At 38.7% G+C, this 17003-nt stretch carries 12 protein-coding genes; 10 read left to right on the top strand and 2 right to left on the bottom strand.

The genetic code is table 11. From position 1 onward, the window contains the following. Nucleotides 1-85: 85 nt before the first annotated feature. From DCS32_RS04895 to DCS32_RS04880, 4 genes are all read left to right on the top strand, one after another. Entirely contained in the window at nt 86-445 is a 360-nt protein-coding gene (locus DCS32_RS04895; protein ID WP_108877249.1) for a BlaI/MecI/CopY family transcriptional regulator, read from the top strand. An 89-nt stretch (nt 446-534) separates the two neighbouring features. After that, nucleotides 535-2046: a M56 family metallopeptidase gene (locus DCS32_RS04890; protein WP_162533595.1), complete on the top strand. Its 1512-nt coding sequence runs from the start codon at nt 535-537 to the stop codon at nt 2044-2046. A 3-nt stretch (nt 2047-2049) separates the two neighbouring features. After that, nucleotides 2050-3252 carry a tetratricopeptide repeat protein gene (locus DCS32_RS04885; RefSeq protein WP_108877247.1) on the top strand — a complete coding sequence of 401 codons (1203 nt, stop codon included), beginning with the start codon at nt 2050-2052 and terminating at the stop codon, nt 3250-3252. Between the two features lie 84 nt (nt 3253-3336). Further along, nucleotides 3337-3798 carry a hypothetical protein gene (locus DCS32_RS04880; RefSeq protein ID WP_162533594.1) on the top strand — a complete coding sequence of 154 codons (462 nt, stop codon included), beginning with the start codon at nt 3337-3339 and terminating at the stop codon, nt 3796-3798. Between the two features lie 26 nt (nt 3799-3824). Here DCS32_RS04880 and DCS32_RS04875 read toward each other — a convergent pair whose 3' ends face one another. Continuing rightward, nucleotides 3825-4961, bottom strand: coding sequence for a glycosyltransferase (locus DCS32_RS04875; protein ID WP_108877245.1), 1137 nt, complete (start codon nt 4959-4961; stop codon nt 3825-3827). Nucleotides 4962-4964: 3 nt separating this feature from the next. Further along, complete coding sequence (locus DCS32_RS04870; protein ID WP_108877244.1) at nt 4965-5924, bottom strand: lysylphosphatidylglycerol synthase domain-containing protein; 960 nt, start codon at nt 5922-5924, stop codon at nt 4965-4967. Between the two features lie 43 nt (nt 5925-5967). On the opposite strand from DCS32_RS04870, the gene ruvC reads away from it, so the two are divergent. The 6 genes from ruvC (at nt 5968) to pbpC (ending at nt 17001) form a co-directional block, all read left to right on the top strand. Then, nucleotides 5968-6522 (top strand): crossover junction endodeoxyribonuclease RuvC, encoded by a 555-nt coding sequence (ruvC, locus tag DCS32_RS04865; protein WP_108877243.1) that lies wholly within the window; start codon nt 5968-5970, stop codon nt 6520-6522. A 16-nt stretch (nt 6523-6538) separates the two neighbouring features. Continuing rightward, nucleotides 6539-7672 carry a radical SAM family heme chaperone HemW gene (hemW, locus tag DCS32_RS04860; protein WP_108877242.1) on the top strand — a complete coding sequence of 378 codons (1134 nt, stop codon included), beginning with the start codon at nt 6539-6541 and terminating at the stop codon, nt 7670-7672. Nucleotides 7673-7753: 81 nt separating this feature from the next. Beyond that, nucleotides 7754-8512, top strand: a complete 759-nt coding sequence (locus tag DCS32_RS04855) for a cyclase family protein (RefSeq protein ID WP_108879239.1) — start codon at nt 7754-7756, stop codon at nt 8510-8512. After that, on the top strand, nt 8512-8826 hold the full coding sequence (locus tag DCS32_RS04850) for an antibiotic biosynthesis monooxygenase family protein (protein WP_108877241.1): 315 nt from the start codon (nt 8512-8514) through the stop codon (nt 8824-8826). The genes DCS32_RS04855 and DCS32_RS04850 overlap by 1 nt, the downstream gene beginning before the upstream one ends. 214 nt (nt 8827-9040) lie before the next feature. Beyond that, nucleotides 9041-14629 (top strand): alpha-2-macroglobulin family protein, encoded by a 5589-nt coding sequence (locus DCS32_RS04845; RefSeq protein ID WP_108877240.1) that lies wholly within the window; start codon nt 9041-9043, stop codon nt 14627-14629. A 2-nt stretch (nt 14630-14631) separates the two neighbouring features. Continuing rightward, nucleotides 14632-17001, top strand: a complete 2370-nt coding sequence (pbpC, locus tag DCS32_RS04840) for a penicillin-binding protein 1C (protein WP_108877239.1) — start codon at nt 14632-14634, stop codon at nt 16999-17001. The last annotated feature ends 2 nt before the right edge of the window (nt 17002-17003 follow it).

Below are 17003 nucleotides of genomic sequence, written 5' to 3'. Positions count from 1 at the left end.
AAACTAATGTTTTAGTTATATTTGAGTAATTAATAGGTATAAGGGTTGTAAATGATTATAATCTAGCGGAATACAAAACTCAACTATGAAACAACTTACTAAGGCTGAAGAAGAGGTGATGCAACTATTGTGGATAGCCCAAAAAGCAAATGTGGCAACACTCATTGAGCAAATGCCAGCGCCAAAACCTGCATATAATACCATTTCAACCATCATAAGAATTTTAGAAAACAAGGGTTTTGTAGGTCATGAGAAAGAAGGAAGAGGCTATCTCTATTATCCACTAGTTACAAAAGAGGTATACAGTAATGACTCCATGCACAAAATGATGGATAATTACTTTAATGGTAGTTTTAAGAGTATGGTGAGCTTCTTTGTAAAGAAGAATGACGTAGGTGTTCAGGACCTCGAAGCGATCCTAAAAGAAATCAATAAAAACGAATAGTCATGGTATCGTATGTAATCCAAGCCATCTGTTTTCAAGCAATATTCTTAGCAATATATTACCTGCTATTAAGAAAGGAAACATTCTTTGTGTATAATAGAATTTACCTTCTAGCGACACCCATTATCGCGCTAGTGCTACCTTTTATAAAAATTGCCACATTACAAACAGTCGTTCCTATGGAGGTGATGTCTGTCATGTTACCAGAGGTAGTAGTCGGAGAAGCAACTATTAGTCAAGCAACAGAACAAACAAACTCCTTTGTTATTCCGTGGTTGAGTATTTACATCTCAGGCATGGCAATAAGTACACTACTTCTTGTGATAAAGGTTAAAAGCTTTATCAGCTATCTATCTTTTAAAAAACGTGGGGAGCACATTATTAACGTCCCTAACAGTACAGAAGCATTTACTTTTTTTAAGTACATATTTATTGGAGAGGATATAGATACGCTTTCGCGAAAGCAAATTCTTACCCACGAGCAAATACACGCAAAACAGGGTCATACTTGGGATCTCATCTTTTTTGAGATTATGAAAATTATTTTTTGGTTCAATCCATTAATATATTTCAATCAAAAACTGATAAGTACCGTACATGAATATCTAGCCGATCAAAAAGCAACAGCAGCCACGTCAAAAAAGGCTTACTATGAAGAGTTGTTAAATACTGCCTTTGGCACTAACAACCTTTCTTTTACAAATACATTTTTCAATCAATCATTAATCAAAAATCGAATTATTATGCTACAAAAATCAAAATCAAAAAAGAGTGCTCTCATCAAGTACGTCATTATAGTGCCCCTTATACTAGCAATGCTTGTGCAGGTTTCTTGGGCACAAAATTCTGAACATGAAAGTAGTAATAAAAATTTTACATTAATTGTGTCAAAATTTGAGAACGGTAATGGCTTATATAGTGTTATAGTTAAAGATTCTACAAAGATTTCATCTAATGAAATGAAATTTATTAAGGAACTTCGAGATGATAAATCACTAGAAATTAATGATATCGTAGAACAAGTAAAAAACAAAGGGGGCAACGAACAGGATGGTGCTGGCCCCAATATATTGTTGATGATGTCTTTAAAAGAATCAGTAACCAAACTTGCAGAAAGGTATAATATAAAGGCCTACACTTTTGAGGAGTTAAAGGAAATGAGAAAGGGAGATCCTAGCTTTGCAGCTTCAGGAATTTATTCCTCTGAAGAAGTAGAAGTTGTCGAAACTCAAGAGGAACTCGAAATACCATTTGCAGTTATAGATAATGTTCCTACCTATCCTGGTTGTAATGAACTAGAAGGTAATGAAGATAAAAAGACATGTATGTCAGATAAAGTCTCAAAGTATGTTAATGCTAATTTCAATACAAGTATTGCTAAGCCATTAGGTCTTACAGGAATTAATAGAGTGTTTGTTTCATTTAGAATTAATAAAAAAGGACAGGTAGATAATGTTGAGGCACGCGGCTCACATCCAGATATAGCAGAAGAAGCTAGAAGAGTTATTTACAACCTACCTCAAATGAAACCTGGAAGTCAAAAAGGCGAAGAAGTAGGAGTTCTTTATAGCTTACCTATTACTTTTAAAATAGCAGAGTAACCTATGAGAAAACTAATTATACTTATAAGTATCATAGCATTTTCAAAAGCCGGAGCACAAGCTCCGGCTTTGGCTATTGCAGATAGTTTATATGCCGTGGGAGATTATACAAAAGCAATTGCTCAGTATGAATCTATAAAAAATCCTTCGGCTAGAACATATTTGCAAATAGCAAGAGCATACAACGGTAAAGGAGTAAAAAACGATGCGCTAGTATATTACAAAAAATCGTTAGACCTCAATGACAAACAACCCATAGCTCAAACAGAATATGGAAGGTTGTTACTGTCAAAATCAAAGCATGATCTTGCAGACTCTATTTTTTCTGATTTAGCAAAGAGGTTTCCTACTAATCCTGAGTATTATTATCAATGGGGACGAGCACTTAAAAAGACTGCGGCCAAGGATACCATAGTTTTAAATAAAAAAGTAGATAATGAAAAGATAGACAGTTCAGAAAAAGCATTTGCAAAGGCAGTGCAACTAGATTCAACACACCAAAATGCGATGTATGAACTTGCAAGGCATCATCTAGGTCTTAAGGAATACGACATTGTAGAAAAGATTTCAGATAAAGCACTTGAAAGTTACCCAGAGAATATTAAGATAATTAATGTCTTAGCTCAAAACTATTACATTAAAGGATGGTGGGTTGAGGCTATAGATTTGTTTAATAATCTTCTAGATTTAGGAGTGGATACTGCTTTTGTGAGAAATAAACTAGGACGTGCTTATTACGAGAAGAGAATGTATCTAGAAGCTATAGAAGCTTATGAAGAAGTACTCGCTTATGATGACGAAGACTGGGGAACACTTATCACCCTCGCTAGGCTATATAACTTTAATAGAGAATATGATAAGGCCGTTGATTATTCTACCAGAGCGCTTAGGTATAAAGATTTGCCACTTGATGACGTGTACTTTACGTTAGGTAGGGCTTATGAGTTTAAGAAAGAATTCACTAAGGCAATGAAGCACTATCAACTAGCAGTTAAAGAAGATCCTGATAACCTTGATGCGGTATATGCCATTGCCGTAGCAGCCGATAATTATTATGAAGATAAGGAAGAGGTGGTCCAGTTGTATGAGAAGTTTGTTACTCAATCTGAAAAGTCAAAATCAAAGCCATATTTGATAAGAATAGCTCAGGAGAGAATTGTAATCCTTAAAAGAGAAATTTTTGAAGCCAAAAAAGCACAGGACTAGCCCTATTTACAGCACTTTTAAACGAGATTTAAAAATCGTACTTTCGAAGTACGTATGAGAGGCTTATTATATCGTGGTTTAGTAATGATTACAGCAATAGCTGTAATGACTTCTTGCGACCGTATAGAAACAAAAAAAATCTCATCTTCCGAGTATCTTTCAGAAAGCTGGAAGGCCATAGATCTTCATAAAGTAGACGGCTATCCTACCTTTGATACATGTAGCTCACAAGCAGAAGGGGAGGCGTTGAGAGTATGTTTTGAGCAGACAGTAACGAGCACTTTTTACGAGTCTTTTGGTAAACACACGATTGTTGTAAATAGAGAACTCAACGATACGATTGTAGTCAATTTTGTAGTAAATGAAAAAGGTAAATACTGTATTGACACCCTTGCCATTACACCAGAAATTCGCACAGAAATCCCAAAACTAGAGCAGTGGATTCATGAAGCGGCCAAACGACTTCCTCAAGCTAAAGCAGCCACAAAACAAGGGGTCCCTGTAAAGACAAAATTTAAAATTCCCGTAGTACTCAAGGTGGAATAAATAACTTTAGATAGTGTTATTGGCTATTATTTCGTGTAGTATCTACCTTTCCATTGGTAACTGCTAGTAAGCGATTTTAAGGCTATGTAAGTGCTTAAAAATGGATAACAAATCATCACAATAGGATACCATTTCAAATAGTTAAGTTTCTTGTGAAACTGAGCTTCGGTTGCGATGAGAATGCCATCGGCGATTATTTTCAACAGCAGTGCGATGATGATTAGAGATTGAGTTTCCGCTTTCGCGAAAGCGAGATAAATCAAACCTAAGCCACTCATAAGATTAACGCTCACGACTAATAAGCCCATGAGTTTTGAGAACCAAAACGTGTAAGCGCTAGACTTGGCTGCCCATCGTGTGCGCTGCGCTATAAATGCACTCCATAACTCTTGTGGCTGTGTGGTTACAATGGCATCTGGGGAGCGTAAATAACTTATCTTATTTTTAAAAGTTTCTTGAAATTTCTCTAGTAAAAAATGATCATCTCCACTCGCTATATGATCATTATTAGCAAATCCTTGCACCTTTACAAAGGCATCTTTATCATACGCAAGATTTGCTCCGTTGCATAAAAAAGGAAGACCAAAATAAAAGCTTCCAGCGGTTGCTCCCATCAGGCTTAAAAAGTCCAATTGCTCATATGCAGTTAACAAGGTGGGTTGCGCTGTGGTCGCAATAGCAACCGGCATAATGACCATAAGTGGTTGCTCTTGTTGTATCGCAGCATCTAGTGTGGCAAGCCATTGTGTAGGGACGTAGCAATCTGCATCTGTCGTCACAATCCAGTTGTGTGTTCCCTTATTAATAGCAGTTTGCAACGCATCTTTTTTAGGGGATGCTGTAGCACGCAGATTATTAATAATAATCACATTAGAAATCTGATAACTCCTGAGGCATTGATCAATCACTTCAAGGGAGTTGTCTGTAGAGTCATCATTTACAAGAATAAGTTCCCAGTTAGATGTAGGGTAATCTATAGTTGCTAGTGAGGCTAATAATCGTGGCAGGTTCTTAGATTCATTTCTAAATGGTACAATTACTGTAAATCTGTTTCTATGCGCTCTAGTATGATTATCAAAAGTACCAGCATGCTTTATTTTAATGGCGAAGCCAAGTATGATCATACCGTAAGAAACAAAAACAAAAAGTAGTATCCAGATCATCTTTTATAGGGCTGAGCTTGAGCGCTTTTTATTTTTGAACAAGAAGATAGTTCCTGGCAAGAGTGGCAACACGACATTGCATAACCACATAATGAGCACGGTGCTTAACACAATTTCTTCCGGCACAAAATACCAGCTAAACACAAAGACAGCAACTCCGCCCCGTACTACTACATCCAGTAGTTGCATCACAGGTATTAAAGAACTTAAAATATACATTGCCGCAATACACGACATGGCAAATACGTAGGGGATATCTGCTCCCAACATCAGTAAAATGATATAAAATTGATGTGCAAATATTGCATAACGTATAAAAGAATATAAACGAGTCTTGCGTTTGATATCTTTAGGTATGACCTTCCAAAAGCTCTTGATTTTATGCCATGCATTTCCTTTTAATGACCAGTTGAAACGTCTGAGAATTTTTGGTAATATTTGATAAAATACCAGTGTCATAAAAATACTTAGACCCCAGAAAAAGATTGCAGTGCCACTTGTAAATAACGCTAATATACCTAAGCCTATAAAGCCAACTACAAGCGTTGCCTGCAGCTGATACATATTTCCTATAAAGTTTAAGAAGAGTATTTTTTTGCGTTGCTCTTTGGGGTAATACAGCGCTTTGGCACCATAATCACCCGCTTTTGCAGGAGTTACAAAACCAGCAAGATGAGCCGTAAGGGTTTGTTGTGCGCTTTCGCGAAAGCTTAACTGCCTTAAGTAACCTACTAAAACTTGCCATTTCTTAAACTCAAAAAGCCAATTGGCACGGGTAAATAGTAGTATTATTATAATATAGAAATATAACGATGACGTGTTTATTTCAAAAAGTTGAAACTGGAGATTAATTAGTCCGCTTCGGTTGAGTTTGCTATAAATAAAATATCCAGCGAGTACTACAATGAGAATCTTAAGAGTCGCCCAGAGTAATTGCGTAGCTTTGTGAGATAATCTAGGCATTCATTTCTTTGTTAAGGATGAGCACAAAGTAACAATAAAAGCAGTGGCAGACGAAAGAATCATATTAGGTATTGATCCAGGAACTACAATTATGGGTTTTGGATTAATAAAAGTGGTCGGAAAGAAGATGGAATTCATGCTGCTTAACGAGTTGTTGCTGCAGAAATATAGTGATCCTTACGTAAAACTTAAGCTCATTTTTGAGCGAACTATCCAATTAATTGATACCTATCACCCAGATGAGATTGCGATAGAGGCACCATTTTTTGGTAAGAATGTACAGAGTATGCTCAAGCTAGGTAGAGCACAAGGTGTGGCGATGGCTGCAGGATTATCTAGAGAAATCCCCATCACAGAATATCTTCCTAAAAAGATAAAAATGGCAGTTACTGGAAACGGTAATGCGAGTAAGGAGCAAGTGGCAAGAATGCTGCAATCTTTATTGAAACTAAAAACCTTACCTAAAAACTTAGACTCCACAGATGGACTCGCAGCTGCAGTCTGTCATTATTACAACTCTGGAAAAGTAGAAATAGGTAAAAGCTATTCTGGCTGGGAAAGCTTTGTAAAGCAGAATGAAAAGCGGGTAAAAAAGTAATATTCTTTTAGAAATTATGGCGTCCATCTACATTCACATACCATTTTGCAAGCAAGCGTGTCACTATTGTGATTTTCACTTTTCGACCACCATGGGTAAAAAGGAGGAAATGATTACGGCTATCATAAGCGAACTTGAGATGCGTAAAGGTGAGTTTGAAAATGATGAAGTGTCTAATGTTTACTTTGGTGGAGGTACACCTTCTGTTTTGAACACTGCAGAGATTGAACAGATTATAGATGCCTGTTATACGCATTATACGATTGAAGAAAATCCAGAAATTACGCTAGAAGCAAATCCTGATGATCTTACTCCAGAGAAAATAAGCGAACTAGCGGCATCAAGAATTAACAGGTTAAGTATAGGCGTACAGTCGTTTTTTGAAGAAGATCTCAAATTAATGAACCGTGCGCATAACGCTAAAGAAGCCATAGATTGCCTAGTGCTTTCAAGAAAACAATTTCCTAATAGTTCGCTCGATCTCATTTACGGAATCCCTAGGATGACTAATGAGCGCTGGGAAGATAACATTGATCAAGCCCTAAAACTTGATGTACCTCATATATCTGCATACGCACTTACCGTAGAACCTAAGACAGCATTAGAGAACTTTATCAAAAAAGGAATTGTACCACCCGTAGAGGACGAAGTTGCTCAAGAACATCATGAGCTTTTAATACGTAAAATGGAAGAAGCAGGTTATGAGAACTATGAGTTTTCAAACTTTGCAAAGCCTGGTTTCCATTCTAGAAACAATACGGCCTACTGGCAAGGAAAAAAATATATAGGGATAGGGCCTTCTGCACATAGTTATGATGGAAAGCGCCGCGCGTGGAATATTAATAACAACCCGAAGTATATTAAAGCAGTAACAACTGGTCAGTTGCCACAGGAGGTAGAAGAGCTGTCGCTTACAGATCAATATAATGAGTATGTGATGACTAGATTGCGCACGCAGTTTGGGGTTTCACTTACAGAGATAGCCACTTTATATGGCGATAAGTATAGAGACTATTTTATTGAGTATTCGCAAAAGCATGTAGAAGAACATCTTTTGTTTATAGAAGGTGACCGTGTGTATGTGTCAAAAAAAGGGAAGTTCCTAAGCGATGGTATTGCTAGTGACTTATTTATACTCAACTTAAAGTAGCATAGCTTATAGCAATGAGCTTAATGTGTCTAGGTAAATCACTTGAGTATTTTTATCTTTAGTCTTCTTTTGAATTACGCTATGCTTGCAACAATAACCCATAATAAAGAAACTTTTAAGGTCGATCTTTTAAAACCTATTGATCTCTCGATTCCTCTTACTCCTAAGAAGAATCCGCTGGCATGGTATATTGATCCGCCTACGTTTGAGACAGTCACAGATGGCGAGTGGATAGGTAAAGTGAGTGAAGGTGGAGATGTAAACTTCACTACAATAACGTTTAATCCACATTCTCACGGCACACATACAGAGACCGCTGGACACATTACAGAAAAGGTGCACAGTATCAATAAAAACCTGAAGACATTTTTTTTTGTGGCAGAGGTAATTACTGTAATCCCAGAACCCTTAGATAACGACGAAGACGATTTTATACTAAGAGATAAGCAGTTCCACAGTGTACTTAAAGGTAAATCTCCAGAAGCTTTGGTCATACGCACACTGCCTAATGCACGCGAAAAGAAATCAATGAATTGGTCTCACACAAACTGGCCGTTTATAGAAGAAAAAGCAATGGTACGCTTTCGCGAAAGCGGAATCAAACACCTCCTCATAGATCTTCCAAGTGTAGATAAAGAGAAAGATGGCGGTGCTCTTAAAGCACATCATGCATTCTGGAATGTAGAAGAAAATATACGTCTGGATGCAACCATCACAGAGATGATTTACGTGCCTCATAAAGTTGCAGATGGTAGATATCTTCTCAATTTACAAATTGCCTCTTTTGAGAACGATGCGACACCAAGTAAGCCTGTGTTGTACAAAATAGAAACTGAATAATGCAAGCACCTTACTACGCTGTAATTTTTACATCTACACAAACCAGTAGCACGAGAGGTTACAAACAAGCCGCAGATCTTATGGAGGAGATTGCAGCAACAATGCCGGGTTTTCTAGGAGTAGAGGGAGCAAGGAATGATGGTGATCATCTCGGGATTACCGTCTCTTACTGGAAAACATTAAAGGATATCGCTCACTGGAAAGCACAAGCAGAACATCAAGGTGCCCAGCGCATGGGTAAATCAGACTGGTACGATAATTATACGGTCAGGATTTGTAAAGTAGAGCGCGAGTACTCTTTTAATAAAAGTTAAAGTACTCCCAAAAGTTAACACGCTTATACTACACGTTTTAACATTCCCGTTCAACAAATAACCACACTACCTGAATCTAAATTCAATCAGTTACTAATTTGCTTAAAATCTGCTGCCTTTTGGTATACTTTTGAGCACCCAAAATTTGAGGAATAACTTGTTTGTTTATCAATAAGTAACCCTTAGTTTTGGACACCTAACACCATCACAATCAATGCGTAAAAACCATCTGCTCACCGTCATTACCTTGTTCTTATTTGCCATTTCTTGCGATAAAACTCCAGCACCTACAGATAATTTATTTAAGTACAAGGATTACATCTCGTACACTACAGAAGGTAGACAGTCTGTGAAGAATCCTATACGTGTGGAACTTGCAAAAGCGCTTACTCAGTTTGAATTAGATCAGGAATTACCTGATGATATACTTAAAATAAGCCCTAGTGTTTCAGGTAAACTAACAATACGCAACCAGCGATTACTAGAGTTTGTGCCTAGTGAACCACTAGAGGCAAATGTGGAGTATGTGGTGACTGTATTGTTAGATAAACTCTACGATGATCTAGCGTCTGGAATGGAGAAGTTTCAATTTACATTCAAGACTATCACGCCAGATTTTAAGGTGAACCTGCGTGCAATACAATCATATAGTAAAGAATATAACTATCTAGAAGGACAGATAGAGGGGAGTGATGATATCGCTTTCGCGAAAGCGCAACAACTCATAAATGCTACACAAAATGGAAACGCATTATCTATCAAATGGTTTAGCCAAGATGCTTATGCTAGATTTCATTCCTTTAGAATAGACAGTATCTCTAGAGCCGAAGAGGACTCAAAAATTGAAGTATCGTGGAATGGTAAAGAGATAGGAGCAAAAGAAACTAAAGGAGAAAATACCGTAGAAATTCCTGGTCGTAATAACTTTAAAATTATAGGTATTGATCAAACTAGAGGAGCAAATGCCTCACTGGCAATTAACTTTTCTGACCCTATACAAGACAAGCAAAACTTTGCCGGACTGGTAACTATCCAGCAAGGTGGTAATCTTCGCTTTGAAGTAAATGGTAACGTACTTACTGTATATCCAGAGACTAAAATTGTAGGAAATGCACTGGTTGAGGTTTTTGAAGGAATTAAAAGTACAGATGGATATAGGCTTAAAGAGCAGTTTCAAGAATCAGTAAGTTTTGAGCAGGTAAAACCTGCTGTGCGTGCAATAACTAATGGTGTGATTTTACCTAATTCCGCAAGTACTCCTTTTTACTTTGAAGCCGCAAGCTTGAGCCACGTAGATGTAAGGATCATTAAGATTTTTGAAAACAATGTGTTACAGTTTTTACAAGATGGACAACTCAATGATGCAAGCACCTATAACCTAAAAAGAGTAGGTCGCAGGATAGCAAAGAAAACCATACAAATAGCAAATAAAGAAGACCTAGATAATGGGCAGTGGAAAGCTCATGGTATTGATCTCTCTACGGTATTTAAGGCAGATCCAGGAGCACTATATCGTATAGAGATAAGTTATAAGCCAGCATACGCAATCTTTGAATGTACAGATGATACATTTACCGCTGTAGATGATGATAGCTATGATGATTATTATGATGGGGATTACTATGACGACTCATACACAGAAGCAGAGAGTGATGATGAGGATGCTAGAGAAGAGCAATACTGGGATAACCGCATTTATAGATGGCGTAAGCAAGTGTATAACTGGGAGCAAGAAGATAATCCTTGCCACCCTGCTTATTATCAAGAAGGGAGGTTTATAAATAGTAACCTGCTAGGTTCTGATCTTGGTCTTATAGTTAAGAAAGGAAAAGACAATTCTTACCTCTTTGCAGCGGCAGATATTATTACAACTACCCCAGAAGCAAATACAAAAATCACCCTTTATAATTATCAAAAGCAAGCAATAGCAAAGGTGACTACAGATGCGACAGGTATTGCAAAAGTAACTCCTGATGGTCATGCAGTTTTTGCCGTAGCAGTAAAGGATAACAATCATGCATATTTAAAACTAGAAGATGGGCATAGTTTGTCTATGAGTAAGTTTGATATTTCTGGAAACCAACTAGAAAGAGGACTAAAAGGATTTACGTATTTAGAACGCGGTGTGCATCGTCCTGGAGATACCATTCACTTAACTTTTGCTCTAGATGATAAAGCAAATCCGCTGCCTAAGGATCATCCAGTAAAACTGGAAGTAACAGATGCTAGAGGCAAATTAATGTACAGAAAAGTGCTCGCTGGAAATACAGATGCACAGTCCTTAAATAATTTTTATCATTTCCCTGTACCTACAACACAAACGGCTCCTACCGGAAATTATAATGCAACCATCTCTGTAGGTGGAGCTACATTTTATAAGTCTCTTAAAGTAGAAACTATAAAGCCTAACCGACTCAAAGTTAACTTAGAGTTTCAGGATGAGATACTTGATGCAAGTGGCAATATAGAAGGTACTGCAACCGTAAAATGGCTTCACGGAGCACCAGCACGCAATCTCAAAATTGTAAGTGACGCTACCATCCGCAGTTCAAATAGTGGTTTCAAGAAGTTCCCTAAATATAATTTTTATGATCCTATCCGTCGTTTTGATGAGGTTGAGATTAATGTGCTAGATGGTACACTGGATAATGAAGGAAGTACTAACATCAATAAGAAACTAGAACTCAGTAAGCGCGCCCCAGGAATGCTTAAAGCTACGTTTGTGACAAAGGCATATGAAGGTGGTGGTGATTTTTCACTAGATGTTATAAGTAAAGATGTGTCGCCTTTTGAGCATTTTGTAGGCTTACGTTCACCAGAAAGTAGAGCCTATGGCAGCTACTATACAGATGAGAATACAACATTTGACCTCGCAACTACAGATGCACAAGGGAATCCAGCGGGCAATCGTAAGCTGGAAGTAAAAGTCTTTAAAATGGAATGGCGCTGGTGGTGGAATCGTAATAATGATAATTACTCAAGCTACGAGACAGGCACTGTGCACACGCCCGTACAGAACTTCACGGTTACTTCTGGAGCAAATGGGAAAACGAGTTTTAATGTAAATATTCCAGAAAAAGAAAGCGGTCGTTATCTCATTAGAATTCTAGACCCAGAGAGTGGTCACGCCACTGGACGCATCGCATATTTCTATAGAAACTGGAGTGGTTTACAAAGTGATCCAGAGAGTGCAAAGATGCTCGTATTCTCTGCAGATAAAGAGAAGTATAATGTGGGAGAAAAAGCCATTATTAAATTCCCGTCATCATCGGCAGGAAGAGCGCTTGTAAGTATTGAAAATGGTACGAGCATACTAGAAACGTACTGGGTAGATGCAGTCAAAGGAGAAACGGAAGTACGTATTCCTGTTACCTCAGAGATGGCGCCTAATGTGTATGTAAATATTGCATTATTGCAACCTCATGAACAGTCGGCAAATGATTTGCCTATCAGGTTATATGGTGTGATTCCGTTGCTTGTGGAGGATATTAATACGGTATTGCAACCACAAATATCCATGCCAGATGTTCTCAAACCAGAAGAGAATTATACGATAAAGGTAAGTGAGAAAAATAGTAAAGCAATGACTTATACCGTTGCTGTGGTAGATGACGGTTTGCTAGATCTTACGAGATTTCAAACACCAGAAATCCACAAGCATTTTTACAGTAGGGAAGCGCTTGGTGTGAAGTCGTTCGATATGTATGATTACGTAATCGGTGCATACTCGGGTAGTGTAGATAATATTTATGCAATAGGTGGAGGTGATGCAGGAAGTGCTGCCAAAAACCGAAAAGCAGAACGTTTTAAACCTGTTGTTACCTTCTTAGGTCCTTTCGCTTTAAGCGAAAATGAAACGAAATCACACACTATAAAAATGTCAAATTATGTAGGCTCTGTACGTGCGATGGTGATTGCTGGAGATGCCACAAAAAGTGCTTACGGTAAATCAGACAAAACGGTGGCTGTGCGTAAACCGCTTATGGTTTTAGGTTCGCTTCCGCGAAAGTTATCTCCGGGAGAACACGTGACCTTACCCGTTACCGTGTTTGCCATGGAAAGTAAAATCAAGCAAGCTAAGATTACGATAAAAACTTCTGAAGCTTTTAAAGCGTCTGACGGAAATGTGAAAACGGTAAATTTCACGCATCCCGATAGCTATCGGGAGAGAGAAAAAATAGTGCCGTTTGAGTTTGATATGCAAGCTGCAACAGGAGTGCAAACCATACAGATTATTGTAGAAGGTCACGGAGAGCGTGCAACATATGAAGTAGAAATAGACGTAGAAAACCCAAACCCTATCACGCAACAAGTAACCGATTACGAACTAGACTCTAGCAGTAACCTTACTATTGATTATGAGACGTATGGTGTGGCAGGGACTAATGAAAGCGCTTTGGAGTTTTCTACATTACCACCTATGGATTTTACAAAGCGTATGCAATATTTGATACGCTATCCACACGGTTGTGTAGAGCAAACTACATCTGGCGTATTTCCGCAATTGTTCTTGAGTGATATTTTTGATCTGACTTATGAGCAAAAAGCCGAGTCACAAGAACATATCAAAAACGGAATTACCCGTTTAGGAAGATTCCAGAATGCAGATGGAGGCCTCGGTTACTGGCAAGGAGAATCTCAAGCAGATGACTGGGGTACAAGTTACGCAGGTCATTTTATGATAGAAGCTCAAAAGAAGGGGTATGCACTACCACTCACCTTTATGAGTAATTGGTTGCGTTTTCAGAAAAAGGCAGCTCGCGAGTGGAGATCAGGGCAATACGCCTATAATGCCACCTTAATACAAGCGTATCGTTTATATACACTTGCTCTAGCTGGACAGCCAGATCTTGCTGCAATGAACCGCTTGCGCGAAAACGGAAACCTATCAAACGAGAGCAAATGGAGACTAGCAGGAGCCTATGCTCTTGTGGGGCAGGAGAAAGTAGCTCGCGAACTAACAGTAACGGCAAATATTGATTTTACGCCCAAAAATTATGACTACCACACCTATGGTTCTGTATATCGTAACAGAGCGATGGCACTAGAAACAATGGTGGTTATGAATGATGCTAAGCAAAAAGAATTGGCGATATCAATTGCCAAAACGCTAGCGTCAGATAGATGGTTGAGTACGCAAGAAACAAGTTATGCGTTACTAGCTATGGCAAAAATGGTGACTAAAAACGGAGGTAAAGCCATGCAGTTGTCTATGATGAAAAATGATAAGGAAGTGGTGATAAACACGCCACAAGCCATAGCGCTCAGAGATCTCAAGACACAAGATGGTAAGAATAGCATCACACTTAAAAATCAGAAAGAAAATACTGTGTTTGTGCGCTTAGTACAGAGTGGAAAATTACCCCTAGGTAAAGAGCTCACAGATAGTAAAAATCTGCGAGTAAACACCACCTTTGTAGATGGATCAGGAAATCCTATTGCGGTTAATAAGCTACGTCAAGGAGAGGAGTTTACTGCAAAAATTACAGTAAGTAATAACAGTCGCGACTATGTAGATAATATCGCACTCACACAAATCTTTCCAAGCGGGTGGGAAATTGTAAATACACGCTTTACAGATGCACAAGGCGGTATAGAAGGTAGCGCACGCTATACAGATATAAGAGATGATAGAGTCAACTTTTATTTTGATATGAGTAAATCCAGCACAAAAACGTTTACAGTGCGTCTCAATGCAAGTTACTTAGGTAGGTATTACTTGCCGGGCACTCAGGTAGAAGCAATGTATGATTCAAAATATTATGCAAGAAACAAAGGTAATTGGGTATCGATTGAGAAATAGTAATGACCAGAACATCCATCATACAGTTTTTAAAATCTCATAAAGTCAAGCTCATTATATTGGCGGGATTTTTTATGTATTGGTTGTTCTCTTTGCCTTCACCATTGTTTGAAGATCCGCACGCGACAGTGGTGGAGAGTGCAGAAGGTGAGTTGCTGGGTGCGCGTATTGCGGGTGATGGGCAGTGGCGTTTTCCTGCGCTAGACAGTGTTCCTGTAAAGTTTGAGAAGTGTATTCTTCTTTTTGAAGATGAGTATTTTTATACGCATCCCGGGTTTAATCCCGTGGCTATGGGGAAGGCTATCTGGGGAAATATCACAACAGATAAGCGTCGTGGTGGCAGTACCATTACACAACAAGTAATTAGACTTTCTAGAAAAGGAACAGAACGTTCTTACATGGAAAAGCTAGTCGAACTTATAAAGGCAACAAGGCTCGAAGCTGGATATGCTAAAGAGGAGATTCTTAATATGTATGCGACCTACGCACCTTTCGGGGGTAATGTGGTAGGATTAGAGACTGCCGCTTGGCGATATTTTGGACTGCCTGCAGGACAGTTAAGTTGGGGGCAGATGGCTGCACTAGCTGTGTTGCCTAACAATCCTAGTATGGTGCGACCGGGTAAAAATGAGGTAACGCTTTCGCGAAAGCGTAATGAGCTCCTTAAAAAACTCTGGAAAACTGGAGAAATAGATAAGACAACCTATGAGTTGTCACTCCTTGAAAAACTCCCAGGAAAACCCTATCCATTACCACAACTAGCACCACATCTGGTAGAGCGAATAAAACAAGAATCTGAAGGAAAGCGCATCCAGACTACTATAAAAGCACCATTGCAACGCTCATTAAATAGACTGGCAAAAGAGCATTATGGACAGTTAAAGCAGAATGAGATTTACAACCTTGCCATGGTTGTAATAGATGTAAACACTAAGGAAGTAGTGGGTTATGTGGGAAACGCACCTACAGATGCTGCGCATCAAAAGGATGTTGATATAGTAACAAAGTCACGAAGCATAGGAAGCACGCTGAAACCTTTTTTATATGCCGGAATGCTAGACGAAGGCATGCTATTGCCTAAAACCCTAGTGGCAGATATTCCCACGAGTATTAATAATTACCAACCACAAAATTTTAATAATGAATACAGTGGCGCAGTAGCTGCAGATGTTGCTTTGGCTCGATCGCTTAATGTTCCTGCTGTGCGTTTGTTACGACAATACGGTCTCGATAAATTCTATGGAAATCTTAAGGAAATGAACCTGGGCGGAATTAATAAACCGGCTTCTCATTATGGACTGGCTATGATACTAGGTGGAGCAGAGAGTAGCCTGTTTGAATTGACAAAAACCTATGCAGGAATGGCAAACACACTGCATACATTTAATAAGTCGAGTAGTGAGTACTCGGCGTCTTCATTTGAGGATTACACGTTGCGCAAGCGTTGTGCTACCTGTGATAAGAACGAGGAGAGTTTACATAGTGAGCCAAGTGTCTTTTCTGCAGGAGCAATATATAATACGTTAGAAACATTGCGTACGGTAAATAGGCCTAATGGTGAGGAGAACTGGCAGTTTTATGAAGATGCGCAGCCCATAGCTTGGAAAACAGGGACAAGTTTTGGCTTTAAAGATGCATGGGCAGTTGGAGTTACACCTCAATATGCAATAGGTGTTTGGGTAGGGAATGCAGATGGAGAAGGCAGGCCAGGTATCACCGGTATTCAAGCAGCCGCGCCTTTATTTTTTGATATACTTCGTAGCTTACCCATGAGTGCTAATTGGTTTGACACGCCTTATGACGCCCTTGACGAAATAAATGTATGCACAAAAAGCGGAATGAAAGCGAGCGTCTATTGCCCGCTTACAGAAAGTATTCTGGCTCCTGTTGCTGGAGAGCATAGTGCTGCCTGTCCATATCATAAACAGGTATATGTAGATCATAGTGAGACCTATCGCGTTAATTCTGATTGTTATGAACTAGATAAAATGAAGTCTAAAAATTACTTTGCGTTACCGGCCTCGTTAGCTTTTTATTATTCAGGAAAGTATCCAGATTACAAAGAGTTACCACCTTACCTCCCCAATTGCGGATTCTCAGGAGAGCAACCCATGGTTTTTATATATCCCAAAAATAATGAAGGCGTTATTTTACCTAAGAATTTTGATTCGGCAATAAATGATGTGGTGCTTAAAGTAGCTCATCGCAATCCAGAGACGAAGCTTTTCTGGTATTTAGATAATAACTTTATAGGCAGTACCGAAGTTTTTCATGAACTAGCCATTGCACCAGAAGTAGGAAATTATACACTCACCGTAGTAGATGCTCAGGGTAATGAAATCAAGAAGCAAATTGAGATTTCTAGAGGGTAATG

It is taken from the genome of Dokdonia sp. Dokd-P16 (assembly GCF_003095655.1).
Classification (GTDB): domain Bacteria; phylum Bacteroidota; class Bacteroidia; order Flavobacteriales; family Flavobacteriaceae; genus Dokdonia.
Note: the sequence above shows the minus strand (reverse complement) of the source record. Positions and strands in the feature narration are given on the sequence as shown.

What these genes read in the sequence shown, in the direction of transcription:
- pbpC (WP_108877239.1), top strand. Translation starts at nt 14,632, where the DNA reads ATGACCAGAACATCCATCATACAGTTTTTAAAATCTCATAAAGTCAAG.
- DCS32_RS04880 (WP_162533594.1), top strand. Translation starts at nt 3,337, where the DNA reads ATGATTACAGCAATAGCTGTAATGACTTCTTGCGACCGTATAGAAACA.
- DCS32_RS04895 (WP_108877249.1), top strand. Translation starts at nt 86, where the DNA reads ATGAAACAACTTACTAAGGCTGAAGAAGAGGTGATGCAACTATTGTGG.
- DCS32_RS04875 (WP_108877245.1), bottom strand. Translation starts at nt 4,961, where the DNA reads ATGATCTGGATACTACTTTTTGTTTTTGTTTCTTACGGTATGATCATA.
- DCS32_RS04885 (WP_108877247.1), top strand. Translation starts at nt 2,050, where the DNA reads ATGAGAAAACTAATTATACTTATAAGTATCATAGCATTTTCAAAAGCC.
- DCS32_RS04850 (WP_108877241.1), top strand. Translation starts at nt 8,512, where the DNA reads ATGCAAGCACCTTACTACGCTGTAATTTTTACATCTACACAAACCAGT.
- DCS32_RS04855 (WP_108879239.1), top strand. Translation starts at nt 7,754, where the DNA reads ATGCTTGCAACAATAACCCATAATAAAGAAACTTTTAAGGTCGATCTT.
- DCS32_RS04845 (WP_108877240.1), top strand. Translation starts at nt 9,041, where the DNA reads ATGCGTAAAAACCATCTGCTCACCGTCATTACCTTGTTCTTATTTGCC.
- DCS32_RS04870 (WP_108877244.1), bottom strand. Translation starts at nt 5,924, where the DNA reads ATGCCTAGATTATCTCACAAAGCTACGCAATTACTCTGGGCGACTCTT.
- hemW (WP_108877242.1), top strand. Translation starts at nt 6,539, where the DNA reads ATGGCGTCCATCTACATTCACATACCATTTTGCAAGCAAGCGTGTCAC.